The 13429-nt window shown below is 64.9% G+C and carries 14 protein-coding genes; 8 read left to right on the plus strand and 6 right to left on the minus strand.

Features of this window, described 5'->3' with window-relative positions:
* Nucleotides 1-41: 41 nt before the first annotated feature.
* From LZ585_RS01080 to LZ585_RS01105, 6 genes are all read left to right on the plus strand, one after another.
* Nucleotides 42-443, plus strand: a complete 402-nt coding sequence (locus LZ585_RS01080; RefSeq protein WP_234854610.1) for a ketosteroid isomerase-related protein — start codon at nt 42-44, stop codon at nt 441-443.
* Entirely contained in the window at nt 440-1024 is a 585-nt protein-coding gene (locus tag LZ585_RS01085) for a GNAT family N-acetyltransferase (RefSeq protein ID WP_234854611.1), read from the plus strand. Before LZ585_RS01080 ends, LZ585_RS01085 begins: the two co-directional genes overlap by 4 nt.
* Complete coding sequence (locus tag LZ585_RS01090; RefSeq protein WP_234854612.1) at nt 1021-1893, plus strand: carbon-nitrogen hydrolase family protein; 873 nt, start codon at nt 1021-1023, stop codon at nt 1891-1893. Before LZ585_RS01085 ends, LZ585_RS01090 begins: the two co-directional genes overlap by 4 nt.
* A gap of 64 nt (nt 1894-1957) precedes the next feature.
* Nucleotides 1958-2380 carry an alternative ribosome rescue aminoacyl-tRNA hydrolase ArfB gene (arfB, locus tag LZ585_RS01095; RefSeq protein WP_234854614.1) on the plus strand — a complete coding sequence of 141 codons (423 nt, stop codon included), beginning with the start codon at nt 1958-1960 and terminating at the stop codon, nt 2378-2380.
* Nucleotides 2377-2829, plus strand: a complete 453-nt coding sequence (locus LZ585_RS01100; protein WP_234854615.1) for an NUDIX hydrolase — start codon at nt 2377-2379, stop codon at nt 2827-2829. Before arfB ends, LZ585_RS01100 begins: the two co-directional genes overlap by 4 nt.
* Before the next feature lie 9 nt (nt 2830-2838).
* Nucleotides 2839-4281, plus strand: coding sequence for an inorganic phosphate transporter (locus LZ585_RS01105; protein WP_234854616.1), 1443 nt, complete (start codon nt 2839-2841; stop codon nt 4279-4281).
* 3 nt (nt 4282-4284) lie between these two features.
* Here the strand turns inward: LZ585_RS01105 and pncB are convergent, their stop codons facing one another.
* Entirely contained in the window at nt 4285-5577 is a 1293-nt protein-coding gene (pncB, locus tag LZ585_RS01110) for a nicotinate phosphoribosyltransferase (protein ID WP_234854618.1), read from the minus strand.
* 4 nt (nt 5578-5581) lie between these two features.
* Nucleotides 5582-6178, minus strand: a complete 597-nt coding sequence (gene pncA, locus LZ585_RS01115; RefSeq protein WP_234854620.1) for a bifunctional nicotinamidase/pyrazinamidase — start codon at nt 6176-6178, stop codon at nt 5582-5584.
* 95 nt (nt 6179-6273) lie between these two features.
* Between pncA and trhO the strand changes: the two genes are divergently transcribed.
* Entirely contained in the window at nt 6274-7173 is a 900-nt protein-coding gene (gene trhO / locus LZ585_RS01120) for an oxygen-dependent tRNA uridine(34) hydroxylase TrhO (RefSeq protein WP_234854621.1), read from the plus strand.
* Between the two features lie 83 nt (nt 7174-7256).
* Nucleotides 7257-8214, plus strand: a protein-coding gene (locus LZ585_RS01125; protein WP_139086627.1) for an IS630 family transposase whose coding sequence is annotated in 2 segments (ribosomal slippage) — nt 7257-7598 and nt 7600-8214 — 957 coding nt in all. Because the reading frame shifts where the segments join, the coding sequence is not laid out codon by codon here.
* A gap of 138 nt (nt 8215-8352) precedes the next feature.
* On the opposite strand, the gene LZ585_RS01130 is transcribed toward LZ585_RS01125, so the two are convergent.
* The 4 genes from LZ585_RS01130 to LZ585_RS01145 all read right to left on the minus strand — a co-directional run bounded on the left by LZ585_RS01130 (nt 8353) and on the right by LZ585_RS01145 (nt 13426).
* Nucleotides 8353-10632: an NADP-dependent malic enzyme gene (locus LZ585_RS01130; RefSeq protein WP_234854622.1), complete on the minus strand. Its 2280-nt coding sequence runs from the start codon at nt 10630-10632 to the stop codon at nt 8353-8355.
* A gap of 105 nt (nt 10633-10737) precedes the next feature.
* A complete protein-coding gene (locus LZ585_RS01135) occupies nt 10738-11463 on the minus strand; it encodes a peptidase (RefSeq protein ID WP_234854624.1) in 726 nt (241 codons plus the stop codon).
* Between the two features lie 164 nt (nt 11464-11627).
* Nucleotides 11628-12470 carry a transglutaminase family protein gene (locus LZ585_RS01140; protein ID WP_234854626.1) on the minus strand — a complete coding sequence of 281 codons (843 nt, stop codon included), beginning with the start codon at nt 12468-12470 and terminating at the stop codon, nt 11628-11630.
* Nucleotides 12470-13426 carry an alpha-E domain-containing protein gene (locus LZ585_RS01145; RefSeq protein ID WP_234854628.1) on the minus strand — a complete coding sequence of 319 codons (957 nt, stop codon included), beginning with the start codon at nt 13424-13426 and terminating at the stop codon, nt 12470-12472. Before LZ585_RS01145 ends, LZ585_RS01140 begins: the two co-directional genes overlap by 1 nt.
* Nucleotides 13427-13429 lie beyond the last annotated feature (3 nt).

A 13429-nucleotide genomic window follows, 5' to 3' on the forward strand; every position in this document is an offset into this window, starting at 1 on the left:
ACCGGCCGCGATAATGGATGGCAAACGCACGGAAGGGCAAAATGGACACAAAATCTTTGATCGCCGCCTATTACGATGCCTTCAACGCGGGCCGCACCGACGATATGCTAGCCCTGCTGCATGACGAGATCGAGCATCATGTGAACGAAGGCGGCATCCGCCGGGGCAAGGCGCTGTTTGCCGATTTCAACGCGCATATGACCGAAAGCTACAAGGAAACCCTGACCGACATGGTGATCTTCGCCAACGAGGCAGGCGACCGGGCGGCGGCGGAATTCGTGGTCAACGGCACCTATCTGAAGACTGACGAGGGTTTGCCGGAAGCCAAGGGCCAGACCTATCGCCTGCCTGCGGGCACCTTCTTCACCATTCGCGACGGCAAGATCGCGCGGGTGACGACCTATTACAACCTGTCCGACTGGATGCGGCAGGTCGGCCAATGACCGTCACGACGCGCGTCCTGACAGGCGAGGCGTTGGCCGCCGCGCTGGAGGATGTCGCGCGTCTGCGCATCCGGGTGTTCCGGGATTTCCCCTATCTTTACGACGGGGACGCCGATTACGAACGCGATTACCTGCGCGCTTATCAGTCGCCGGGCGCGGTGGTCGCGGTGGCGATGGACGGCGAAAAGGTCGTGGGGGCGGCAACCGGTGCGCCTATGGCCGATCATGCCGCCGATTTCGGGGCGGCCTTTGCGGACCGGCCCGAGCCGATGAGCCAGATCTTCTATTGTGCCGAATCGGTGCTGCTGCGCGACTATCGCGGCCTGGGCATAGGGCACGCCTTTTTCGACGCGCGCGAGGCCCATGCCCGCAAGCTTGGCCTGGCCTTCAGCGCCTTTTGCAGCGTGATCCGCCCTGCCGATCATCCGGCCCGGCCTGGCAATTACCGGCCGCTGGACGATTTCTGGCGCAAGCGGGGATATGAACCGCTGCCCGGCGTTACGGCGCGTTTTTCCTGGAAGGATCTGCGCGAGGCGACTGATACCGAAAAAACCCTGCAATTCTGGATGCGCCGCCTGTGAAGATCGCCGCCGCCGCTTATCCCATAGACTGGTTCGACAGCTTCGCGGATTACGAGGCCAAGCTGACCGCCTGGGTCGCTGATGCTGCAGGCGCGGACCTGCTGGTGTTCCCCGAATACGGCGCGATGGAGCTTGCCTCCTTGGGCGGGCGCACGGTGGCCGGCGATCTGGAGGCTTCCCTGCACGAGGTCGCCTGGCATTGGCCACAGGTCCAGGCACTGCATCAGCGGCTGGCGGCGGCCCATGGCTGCCATATCCTGGGCGCGTCAGGTCCGGTGTTCGAGGGTTCGCGCCCGGTCAATCGCGCGGTGCTGTATGGTCCCGAGGGCATCATCGGCCATCAGGACAAGCAGATCATGACCCGATTCGAGCGCGAGGAATGGCACGTGACCGGCGCTTCCGGCCTGCGGGTGTTCGACACGACCCTGGGGCAGATCGGCATCCTGATCTGCTATGACAGCGAATTTCCCCTGTTGGGCCGGGTGCTGGCGCAAGCGGGCGTGGAACTGCTGCTGGTGCCAAGCTGCACGGATACGGTGGCGGGTTTTTCCCGCGTGCGCATCGGCGCCATGGCCCGTGCCCTGGAAAGCCAATGCGTCGTGGTCCAGGCACCCACGGTCGGGGCCTGCGACTGGATGCCCGCCCTGGACGAGAACCGGGGACGCGCGGCGATCTATGGCCCGCCCGATGGCTTCTGGCCGGAAACCGGGATCATCGCGGAAGGCCCGATGGACCAGCCAGGCTGGGTTTTCGCCCAGGTCGATCTGGCCCGGGTCGGGGACAGCCGCCGCAATGGCGCGGTCCTGCCCTTTGCCCATTGGCCCGAAAGCGAGGGCACAAGGCTGACGGACACGGAAACCATTTCTTAACCATTCGCGTTTTATTGGTCATTGGCGCTGTTCATGGCGTCTTTCCGTGCCATATTCCACGGCCATGCTGCATATCACGAACACCATCACCATCGAGGAGTGGGAACTGACCGAACAGTTCACCAGATCCCAGGGACCGGGCGGGCAGAACGTCAACAAGGTCGAAACCGCAGTCGAACTGCGGTTCGAGGCCGCGCGCTCCCCGAACCTGCCCGATGCCGTGAAGCGCCGCCTGGAACGGCTGGCGGGGCGGCGATGGACGCGCGACGGCGCGGTGGTGATCCTGTCCCAGGAAACCCGCAGCCAGGCCCGAAACCGCGACATTGCCCGCGAAAGGCTGGCCGAGCTGATCGGCCGCGCCGCCGAACCCGTCAAGCGCCGGGTCGCCACCAAGCCCACCTGGGGCAGCCAGTTGCGGCGTCTCAAGGCCAAGTCCACGAGGGGAGAGGTCAAGGCCCTGCGCAACCGGATCGAGGACGGCGAATGACCGCGCTGCGCCATTCGCTGGGAATGCTGTTCGGGCGCCGTCCCCCCGCGATGCAGGTTGGCGCCGTCTGCCGCTGCGTCAGGACGGGCGAGGTGGTCCTGGTCACAAGCCGGGGCACGGGCCGCTGGGTGATCCCCAAAGGCTGGCCGATGGAGGGCAAGACCCTGCCCGCCGCTGCCGCCACCGAGGCGTGGGAGGAAGCGGGCATTGAAGGGCGGATGCACGACACCGAACTGGGCCGCTATCGTTACAACAAGGAACAGGACCGGGGCTATTCCGTCCCGGTCGAGGTGCGCGTCTTTCTGATGGATGCCGACAGCCTGCGCGCCGATTTTCCCGAGGCGAAACAACGCAAGCGCCGCTGGTTCAGCCCCCAAGACGCAGCGCGGCACGTCGCCGAACCGGGCCTGCGGGAAATCCTGCTTGCATTGCCGCCCCTGCGCGGCTGACATCGGGGCATGACGACGCCGCCCGACCGCCAATTTGATGTTCTGGACAAGGATTTGCGGCGCATCACCGTCGCGGAATCGGCTCAGTTCCACGCCGTCCGTCCGGTCTTGCGATTGGGCGCCGGCATCCTGCTGGGCGTGGCGCTGATCTTTCTGGCCCTGGGCGTCACCGGGCAACAGCCCGGCCTGATCGCCATCGGCGCAGGGGCCATCGTGGCGGGCTGGCTGGGCTTGTCGATCGGGGCAAACGACATCGCCAACTCGCTTGGTCCCGCCGTGGGCGCGGGGGCGATTGCCATCGGTCCGGGGTTGATCCTGGTGGGCCTGGCGGAAATCGCCGGGGCAACGCTGGCCGGTCATGCGGTCACGCACCGGTTGGCCGACGGGATCGTCCAGATCGCCGTTCTGGAAAGCGGCGCGCGAGGGCAGGTGATGATGCTGGCCGCCCTGATAGGCGCGGCGGCCTGGATCACCATCGCCACGGGGGCCAGCCTGCCGGTCTCGACCTCTCATTCCATCGTCGGGGCGATTGCCGGGGCGGGACTGGCGGCGGCAGGGGTCTCGGCCATGTCCTGGGGCGGCATCCTGGCCATCGCGCTTGCCTGGGTGGTGACCCCCTTTGCGGCGGCGCTACTTGCGGGGGCCTTGCTGGCCCTGCTGCGCATCCGGGTGGCCGAGGCGCCGGATCGCGGCCGGGCTGCAAAGGCCTGGTTGCCCCCCCTGGTCGGCACGATGGTCGGCCTGTTCGTGGCCTATGTCGCGACCCTGCTGCCGGTCTTGCCCCTTCGCCTGCCCGTGGCGCTGCTGCCGGGCGCAATCGCGGGCCTTGCAGTGGCCCTTGTGATGCGCCGCCGCCTGGATCAGGCAATAGCGAAGGGAGAAGGCAAGCCCGGCATGAAGCGCATCCTGCGCCAGCCCCTGTTGTTCGCCGCCGTGATGATGGGTTTCGCCCACGGCGCGGGCGATGCGGGCAATGTCGCGGGTCCGCTGCTGGTGATCCTCACGCCTGCGCAGGCGGGGGCCTTGCAGGTGCCGCTGTCCATGCTGGCACTGGCCGGGGGGATCATCGCGCTTGGGGCGTTTCTGTTCGGCCGCCGCCTTGTCGGCATGGTCAGCGAGGGGATCACCCGCCTGAATGCGGTCCGGGCCTTTTGCATCACGCTGGCCACCGCGATGATCGTGCTGGCCGCGTCGGCGCGCGGGCTGCCGGTGTCATCGACCCATGTGGCCGTAGGCGGGGTCTTTGGCGTGGGCTTTGTGCGGGAAATGCTGGACCGGCGCGGCAACGCCACGCGCACCGCCCCCCTGCCGGCCGAGGAACGCCGCCGCCGAATGCTGATCCGCCGCAGCCATGTCGCCACGATCACCCTGGCCTGGGTGGTCACGGTGCCGATCACGGCGACTTTGGGCGGGTTGTGCTGCCTGGCAATGTTGTGGGTATCGGGGGTCTGACGATCAGACCACGACATCCATCCGGGCCTGCTGGCCCACGTCGAAGACGCGGCGGTAACGCGCGATCTCGTCTGCGGGGCCGGTCGCCTTGGCGGGATTGTCCGACAGCTTGACGGTCGGGCGTCCATCGGCGGACACCGCCTTGCAGACCAGACTGAAGGGCGCCAGCCCGTCGCCCGCCACAAGGCCACGGAAATCGTTGGTCAGCAGCGTGCCCCAGCCGAAGCTGACCTTGACCCGGCCATGGAACTGATGGTGCAGTTCCACGATCTTCTGGACGTCCAGCCCGTCCGAGAAGATCACCAGCTTCTGGCGCGGATCCTCGCCCCGCTCGCGCCACCAGCGGATCGCGGTTTCCGCCCCCGTCGCCGGGTCGCCGCTGTCGATGCGGATGCCGGTCCAGCCCGCCAGCCAGTCCGGGGCGCCCGCCAGGAAGCCTTCGGTCCCATAGGTATCGGGCAGGATCAGCCGCAGGTTACCGTCGTGTTCCTCGTGCCAGTCGGCCAGCACCTCGTAGGGCGCGCGGCGCAATTCCTCGTCCGTGTCGGCCAAGGCAGCATAGACCATCGGCAGTTCATGGGCATTAGTGCCAATGGCCTCGATGTCGCGGCGCATGGCGATCAGGCAGTTCGAGGTGCCGGTGAAGCGTTCGCCCAAGCCCTCGATCATGGCCTGGACCGCCCAGTCCTGCCACAGGAAGCTGTGGCGTCTGCGCGTGCCGAAATCGGCGATCAGCAGGTCGGGCAGGGTGCGCAACACCTCGATCTTTTCCCACAGGCGGGTCATGGCGCGGGCGTAAAGCACCTGCAATTCGAACCGGCCCAGGGTTTCCAGGACGGCGCGGGACCGCAATTCCATCAGGATGGCCAGAGCGGGGATTTCCCACAGCATCACCTCGGGCCAGCGGCCTTCGAAGGTCAATTCATACTGGCCGTCGCGCTTTTCCAGGTGATAGGGGGGCAGGCGCAGGTTTTCCAGGAACTCCATGAAGTCAGGGCGGAACATCTGGCGCTTGCCGTAAAAGGTGTTGCCGCGCAGCCAGGTGCCTTCGCCCCGGGTCAGCGACAGGCCGCGGACGTGATCCAGTTGTTCGCGCAACTCGCCTTCGTCGATCAGGTCGGCCAGGCGGATGTCGGTCGAACGGTTGATCAGGCGGAACCGGACCACCGTGTCGGGGCGGTTGCGAAAGATCGACTGGCACATCAGCAGCTTGTAGAAATCCGTGTCGATCAGCGACCGCACGATGGGGTCGATCTTCCATTTGTGGTTATAGACGCGGGTGGCGATATCGGCCATCGGCTTACTCCAGGGTGACGCCTGCGGCACGCATATCGGTGCGGGCGCGGTCAAGGCTGCCGTTCAGGTCGATGGCCCGGGTGGCGGATTCGATCACGGTGGCCGCAAAGCCCCCCCTGGCCGCGTCCATCGCGCTCCAGGCGACGCAGAAGTCATGGGCAAGGCCCACAAAGGTCAGGTCCAGCAGACCCCTGTCGCGCAGGTACCCGGCAAGCCCCGTGGGCGTCTGATGGTCGTTTTCGAAAAACGCGGAATAGCTGTCGATCTGCGGGCGAAATCCCTTGCGGATCACCAGATCGACGCGCGACAGATCCAGGTCCGGGTGGAAATCCGCGCCCTTTGTGCCGATCACGCAATGGGCAGGCCACAGCACCTGGGGTCCATAGGGCATCTGCGCCACGCTGAACGGTTCCGCCCCCGGATGGTTGGCGGCGAAGCTGGCATGGTTCGCCGGATGCCAGTCCTGCGTCAGGACAACCGCGTCATGATCGGCCATGAGCGCGTTGATGGGATCGACGATTCCGTCCCCACCCGCGACGGCCAAGGCGCCGCCGGGGCAGAAATCGGCCTGCATGTCGATGACGATCAGCGCGCGCGGCATTGCCTTCCCCTTTCCAAGGATGACCATGCCTAGAAACTGCCGGGCACAGGGTCAATGGCTTGCAGAACCGGGCGTTGCTGGCTAAGGCCGCCGATATGCTGACCGTTGCCGCCCTTTATCACTTTACACGCTTTCCCGATCCCGCCGCACTCAAGGGGCCGCTGGCCTCGGTCGCCTGCGCGAACGGCGTGCGCGGCACGCTGCTGCTGGCGGCCGAAGGGATCAACGGCACCATCGCCGGGACGCGGGGCGGCATCGACGCGGTGCTGGCCCATATCCGTGCCCTGCCCGGATGCGGGGCGCTTTCGTGGAAGGAAAGCACGGCGGAGGCGATGCCCTTTGGCAAGATGAAGGTGCGGTTGAAACGCGAGATCGTGTCGATGGGCCAGCCCGACGTCGATCCCCGTGCCGCGGTGGGCCATTATGTCGAGCCTGCTGCCTGGAACGCCCTGATCAGCGCGCCCGATGTGGCCGTGATCGACACCCGCAACGATTACGAGGTTGCCATCGGCACCTTTGCGGGGGCCGTGGATCCAGGCACGCGCAGCTTTCGCGACTTTCCCGCCTGGTGGCAGGCCAATGCGGACCGCTTTGCAGGCAAGCGCGTGGCGATGTTCTGCACCGGCGGCATCCGCTGCGAGAAGTCGACGAACTATTTGCTGTCGCAGGGCGTCACCGACGTGTTCCACCTGAAGGGGGGAATCCTGAAATATCTGGAAGACGTGCCCGAAGGCGACAGCCTGTGGCAGGGCGATTGCTTTGTTTTTGATCAACGGGTCAGCCTGATCCATGGCCTGCAACAAGGCCGCCATGTCCTTTGCCACGCCTGCCGCCGGCCACTTGCCCCCGAGGATCGGGCGCGGCCCGAATACGAGGACGGCGTCTGCTGCCACCGCTGCGTGGATGAATATGACGACGCCGACCGGGAACGGTTCCGGGAACGGCAGCGTCAGTTCCGTCTGGCCGAGGATCGGAAAACCTTGGATCCCGCTTAGAGCGTATTGCGGCTTTCCCGATTCAGGATACCCCTGTGGCTTGATCTGTGATTCCCTGCCTGCATGACAGGTGGAGGGATGATATGGGCAGACCGCATCCTATGGCGCTCCGAGAGCGCGTTGTGGCGTTTGTGGAGGAAGGGAACTCGCACCGTTCAGCCGCTGCGCGGTTCCGGGTTTCGGTGAAGTTCGTCAACGACATGGTGATCCTGAAGCGCGAGACGGGCGGGTTAGCTCCGCGTGCCCAAGGCCATGGTGGTGGTCATGGCAAATTGGTTGGTGTGGGGGACTGGATCACCGCGCGCATGAAGGCGAAGCCCGATCTGACGCTGAACGACCTGGTCGGCGAACTTGCGGATCATCACGGCATCGCCATTCACCGTGTCTCGGTTTGGCGGTTTTTGCGCGGTCTCGGGCTGACACACAAAAAAAGACCTGCAAGCCCTCGAGCAGAAGCGGCCTGAGATCCGGCAGGCACGCCATATCTGGATCACACGACGCCAACCGTTCATGCGCAGCGCGTTGACGCGCCTTGGTTTCATCGACGAGACGTCGCTGAAGACGAACATGGCCAAGACCACCGGATGGTCTCCAAAAGGCGCGCGCCTTGTCGACCATGCGCCCTTCGGCCACTGGAACACCCAGACCTTCATCGCCGCCCTGCGCCATGACCGGCTGGATGCGCCCTGGGTGATCGACGGTGCCATGAACCGCGAACTGTTCGAGCTCTATGTCGAAACCCAACTGGCCCCGACACTGCGACCCGGCGATGTGATCATTCTGGATAACCTGTCATCGCACAAGAGTCCCAAGGCAGCGGCGACTATGAGCGCCGTTGGCGCGTGGTTCTTGTTCTTGCCTCCCTACAGTCCGGATCTGAACCCGATCGAGATGGCCTTCGCAAAGCTCAAGGCCCTGATCCGGAGAGCCGCCGCGCGAACCTACGAGGCTCTCTGGCACGCCGTCGGGCAGGTCTGCGATCTTTTCACCGATGAGGAATGCTACAATTTCTTCAAAGCCGCCGGATATGAAACCGATTAGACGCAACGCGCTCTAGCGGGGGTTTTGCACCCCCGCACCCCCGCAGGATATTTCCCCCAGGCAAAGAGCCGCTGTTTCCCCGGCCTGTGGCCTGTGTGTCACAGGAAAACCGCTGCAGGTGACCTGGGCAGCGCCCCCTTATCGCCCCGTCCCCAGGCCCCCCGCTGAAATCGCGGCCATGTTGAGGATGTCGTTCACCGTCGAGGTGGTCGAGCAAAGCTGGATCGATTGCGGCACGCCGGTCAGGATCGGGCCGATCACGGTGGCCCCGGCCATTTCCTGCATCAGCTTCACGCTGATCGATGCAGAGTGGCGGGCGGGCACGACCAGGACGTTGGCAGGCCCAGTCAACCGGCTGAAGGGATACCGCGCCATGGAGTCCGCGTTCAGCGCCACGTCCACGGTCATTTCCCCTTCGTATTCGAAATCGACGCCGCGGCGGTCCAGAACCTTGGGCGCCTTGGCCATCTTGATGGCGCGTTCGCTGACGGGATAGCCGAAGTTGGAAAACGACAGGAATGCCACGCGGGGCTCCAGCCCCAGGCCGCGCGCGACGGCGGCCCCGCGCGTGGCGATGTCGGCCAGATCCTCGGCCTCGGGCCATTCATGGACCAGGGTATCGCCGATCAGCACGATCCGGCCCTTGTGCAGCACGGCGGTGATGCCGACTGCCCCGTCCTGCGGGCGCAGGTCGAAGACCGTGCCCAGTTGCGCCAGCACCGGCGCGTTCTTGCGGGTAGCACCCGTGACAAGCCCGTCGCCATGCCCATGCGCCAGCATCAGCGCGGCAAAGACGTGGCGGTCGCGGTTGGCCAGCTTGTGCGCGTCTTCCCGGTCCACGCCCTTGCGTTGCAGGCGGGCATAAAGGAATTCGTGATAGGCATCGAGGTGGCGGGAGTTCGCCGCATTGACCACGGACAGCTCTCGCACCGCATCAGCGAGGCCCACGGCTTCCAGCTTTTCCCTTACATCGGCCTCGCGGCCCACGACCAGGGCCTGGCCCATGCCGCCGCGCTGCCAGGCGACGGCGGCGCGCAACACGCGCGGATCGTCTCCCTCGGCAAAGATCATGCGGGCCTGGCTTTGACGGGCGCGGGCATGGATGCCTTGCAGGATCGCCGCCGTCGGATCCATGCGGTTCTTCAGCGACTGGACATAGCCGTCCATGTCGATGATCGGGCGCCGTGCGACGCCCGTGTCCATGCCTGCCCTGGCAACCGCGGGCGGGATCACATGGATCAGGCGCGGATCGAAGGGCGTCGGGATGATGTAATCGCGCCCGAATTGCAGCTTGCGGCCATAGGCCACGGCGACTTCGTCCGGGACATCCTCGCGTGCGAGCTTCGCCAAGGCCTCGGCGCAGGCGATCTTCATCTCATCGTTGATGGCGCGGGCGTGGATGTCCAGGGCGCCCCGGAACAGATAGGGAAAGCCCAGGACGTTGTTCACCTGGTTCGGGTAATCGCTGCGGCCCGTGGCGACGATGGCGTCAGGGCGGACGGCATGGGCATCCTCGGGCGTGATCTCGGGGTCGGGGTTGGCCATGGCGAAGATGACCGGGTTGTCAGCCATCGAGGCCACCATGTCCTGCGTCACCGCGCCCTTGGCGCTGACGCCCAGGAAAACGTCGGCGCCACGCATCGCCTCCTCCAGCGTGCGGGCATCGGTCACGACCGCATGGGCCGATTTCCACTGGTTCATCCCCTCGGTCCGGCCCTGGTAGATGACGCCCTTGGTGTCGGCCATGATGCAGTTGTCATGCCGCGCGCCCATGGATTTCAGCAGTTCCAGGCAGGCGATGCCCGCCGCGCCCGCACCGTTGAGGACGATCCTCACGTCCTCGATCCTCTTGCCCGACAATTCCAGCGCGTTCAGCAGGCCCGCCGCGCAGATCACCGCCGTGCCGTGCTGGTCGTCGTGAAAGACCGGGATGTCCATCATCTCTTTCAGGCGCTGCTCGATGATGAAGCATTCGGGCGCCTTGATGTCTTCCAGGTTGATGCCCCCAAAGGTCGGACCCATCAGCTTGACGGCATTGATGAACTCGTCTGCGTCCTCGGTGTCCAGTTCGATGTCGATGGCGTTCACGTCGGCGAAGCGCTTGAACAGCACCGCCTTGCCTTCCATCACGGGCTTGGAGGCAAGCGCGCCCAAGTTCCCCATCCCCAGGATGGCGGTGCCGTTGGAAATCACCGCGACCATGTTGCCCTTGGTGGTATAGTCATAGGCGGTTTCAGGCCGGTCGGCGATGGCTTGGACGGGCACCGCGACGCCCGGCGAATAGGCCAGCGACAGGTCGCGCTGCGTGGCCATGGGAGTGGAGGCGACGATGTCGAATTTTCCCGGACGCGGCTCAAGGTGATAGGCCAGAGCCTCCTCGGGGGTGATGCGGGCGCTGCGGGGGGACTTGTCGGTCATCGGGATCCTCCGGGGGGATGGTGGTCCCGTTTAACGTTACGTCACCGCTGGCTCAACAGGCTTTGCAGGCAAATCTGTGTCGCGGGAACCGTGAAAATGCCCGGATCAGACCGAAATATTGACAAAGCTGTCGCGCAGCGCGGCGGACCAGGCCGCGCTCATTCTTGCGAAATCGGCGTCACCTTCCAGAATGCGGCGGCGATGCGTGACGGCGCAGGCGTCCCGTCCGATGATCGCCAGATCCAGGGGCATTCCGACCGAAAGGTTGGACCGCAGCGTCGAATCCATCGACAGCAGCACGGCTTTCTGCGCATCGGCCAGATTGGTTGCGGGCGTCACCACGCGGTCGAGGATGGGCTTGCCGTATTTGTGTTCGCCGATCTGCAGAAAGGGCGTGTCCTCGGTCGCCTCGATGAAATTTCCCTCGGGATAGATAAGGAACAGGCGCATATCGCCGCCGCACCGCTGGCCCGCGACGATCATGCTGGCGGACGCCTGCTGGCGCAGGTCGCGGTGTTGCTCGGCGATTTCCCGACGTGTGCGCGACAGCGTGTCGCCGATGATCGTGGCGACCTGCAACATCGTCTGCGCCTTCATGATCGAGGTGGTCTCGTCTGCCATCTCGTCATGGATGGCCTCGTTCAGGCGCGCCAGGGTGGTCTGCGTCACCGACAGGGATCCGGCGGTCATCACCACGATGCTGCGTTCGCCCGGCTGTTCGAAAAAGAACATCTTCCGATAACAGGCGATATTGTCCAAGCCTGCATTGGTGCGCGTGTCCGACAACAGCACAAGTCCGGCATTCAGCTTCAAGCCGACGCAATAGGTCATGTCTGCGTCTTTCCCGTCATGATCGCGCTGCAATCTAGTCGTCGCGGGGACAGGTCGCAATCCGTCCTTTCCGTTCTCCTTGGCTTAAATATCCGCAGGGCTTCGGAACGCCCGGAAAGGTCCAGTGCACCTTTTTCAGCAGAGAAGGGACCGGCCGGCCTTTTTCAACTTTGCGTCTGGCTTTGACTTTGGGTCTGGAAGCGTTCCACTTCCTCGACATTGACCGCGACATCCATCGTCTCGATGCCCTGGCCCGCGGCGATCCCGCGGATGGGGGCCGCGTCGGACGCATCCAGCCCTGACCCCAGGCGGACATAGCGTTCGTCGGGACAGCACTGGTTTGCCGGATCAAAGCCGATCCAGCCCAGGCCGGGAACATGGATCTCGGCCCAGGCATGGGCGGCCTCGTGCGCCTCGCCCTCGGTCGTGCTGTGCAGATAGCCCGACACATAGCGCGCGGACAGGTCACGCAGGCGCGCGACTGCGACCAAGGCATGGGCATGGTCCTGGCAGACGCCTTTGCCCTGTTCCAAGGCTTCGGCCGCGGTGGTGTGGAACTCCGTCTGGCCGGGGACATAGGCGATGGCGCCCGATACCGCCCCCGACAGCTTATGTGCAAGGTCCAGCGAATCCGATGGGTCGGTGACTGCCGCCGCCAGTTCGCGCAGCCCTGCCTCGGGCTGTGTCGTGGGCGTGTCGCGCAGATATGCAAGCGGGTGGATCAGTTCGCGATGCCCGCGCAGCACGCCGGCGGTGTCGCGTGTCTCGACCCGGCCCGTCACGGTGACGGTGACTTCCCCGGTTGGCCCGCGCACGGTCCATCCTTCGATCCAGTCGCCGGCCCCATCGCGGAAACCGGGGCCGCGGATGCCGCCCTCTACCTCGATCGCCCAGTCATGCGTCCGCTGGCCTTCGGAAACCGAGGGGGTCAGCCGCAAGCTTTGCACCAGGTTCCTGACCGGCCGGTCATAGCGGTAAACCGTCCGATGAAAGATGCGCAGCTTCATCACGATCCCCCCAAAAGATAATCCTCGTGCACCAGGGACGAGATCGTGCCGATCTCGGTGATGAACCAGGTCAGGAATTCATGCAGCCCTTCGTCGAAGATCATGTCGATGTCATGGGCCTGCAGGCGGGACAGCACCTCTCGTGCCTTGTCACGCGCATTGGTCGGCACCGTTTCGCCATATCGCTTGGCAAGCCCTTCCAGGTTCCAGACCGCCTCGTAAAGCGAGGTGATCAGCGACCGGGGGCTTTCGCCGTTCAGGATCAGGAAATCCGCGACCCGCCCCGCCGTGATGTCGCCCCCATAGGCCCAGTGATAGGACCGGTGCGCCGACAGCGCCCGCAGGATCACCTGCCATTGATAGGTGTCCAGACCCGATCCGACGAATTCGATCCGGGGCAGCAGCACATAATACTTTACATCCAGCAGCCGGGCGGTTGCATCTGCCCGTTCCAGGCCATAGCCGAGATTCATGAAATGCCAGCCGTCGTTGCGCAATTGCGTGGCATTGATCGCGCCCCGCACGGTCGAGGTATAGCTGGTCGTCACATCCGTCAAAGAGGCCATGTCCAGCTTGTCGCGGGGCGTCTTCTCGATCTTGCGCAGATCCTGATAGGCCATGTTCAGCGCGTCCCAGACCTGGCTGGTCAGCGCGGTCCGCACGATCCGCCCCGCTTCGCGCGCCTTTTCGGTGCAGGACATCACCGATGACGGGTTTTCCCGGTCGAAGAAGATGAATTCCTCGATGTTTTCCTGGCTGATCTCGCCATATTTGCGGGCGAACAGGTTGGCCGAACCCGATGCCTGCAACAGCGAGTTCCATTCGTTCTGATACCCCGAGGCGGTGTTCGGCAGCAGCGTGATGCGCTGGCCCACATCCAGCAGGCGGGCGGCGGTGTCGGCGCGTTCCAGGTGCCGGCCCATCCAGAACAGGTTCGCGGCGGTGCGGCTGAGCATATG

The sequence above is a fragment of the Paracoccus everestensis genome, from assembly GCF_021491915.1.
Lineage (GTDB): Bacteria > Pseudomonadota > Alphaproteobacteria > Rhodobacterales > Rhodobacteraceae > Paracoccus > Paracoccus everestensis.

Bases quoted from the DNA above. Each gene is read 5' to 3' on its own strand.
- LZ585_RS01080 (WP_234854610.1), top strand. From the start codon at position 42: ATGGACACAAAATCTTTGATCGCCGCCTATTACGATGCCTTCAACGCG.
- LZ585_RS01085 (WP_234854611.1), top strand. From the start codon at position 440: ATGACCGTCACGACGCGCGTCCTGACAGGCGAGGCGTTGGCCGCCGCG.
- pncA (WP_234854620.1), bottom strand. From the start codon at position 6,178: ATGCCGCGCGCGCTGATCGTCATCGACATGCAGGCCGATTTCTGCCCC.
- LZ585_RS01100 (WP_234854615.1), top strand. From the start codon at position 2,377: ATGACCGCGCTGCGCCATTCGCTGGGAATGCTGTTCGGGCGCCGTCCC.
- LZ585_RS01130 (WP_234854622.1), bottom strand. From the start codon at position 10,632: ATGACCGACAAGTCCCCCCGCAGCGCCCGCATCACCCCCGAGGAGGCT.
- LZ585_RS01105 (WP_234854616.1), top strand. From the start codon at position 2,839: ATGACGACGCCGCCCGACCGCCAATTTGATGTTCTGGACAAGGATTTG.
- pncB (WP_234854618.1), bottom strand. From the start codon at position 5,577: ATGGCCGATATCGCCACCCGCGTCTATAACCACAAATGGAAGATCGAC.
- LZ585_RS01135 (WP_234854624.1), bottom strand. From the start codon at position 11,463: ATGACCTATTGCGTCGGCTTGAAGCTGAATGCCGGACTTGTGCTGTTG.
- trhO (WP_234854621.1), top strand. From the start codon at position 6,274: ATGCTGACCGTTGCCGCCCTTTATCACTTTACACGCTTTCCCGATCCC.
- LZ585_RS01140 (WP_234854626.1), bottom strand. From the start codon at position 12,470: ATGAAGCTGCGCATCTTTCATCGGACGGTTTACCGCTATGACCGGCCG.
- arfB (WP_234854614.1), top strand. From the start codon at position 1,958: ATGCTGCATATCACGAACACCATCACCATCGAGGAGTGGGAACTGACC.
- LZ585_RS01145 (WP_234854628.1), bottom strand. From the start codon at position 13,426: ATGCTCAGCCGCACCGCCGCGAACCTGTTCTGGATGGGCCGGCACCTG.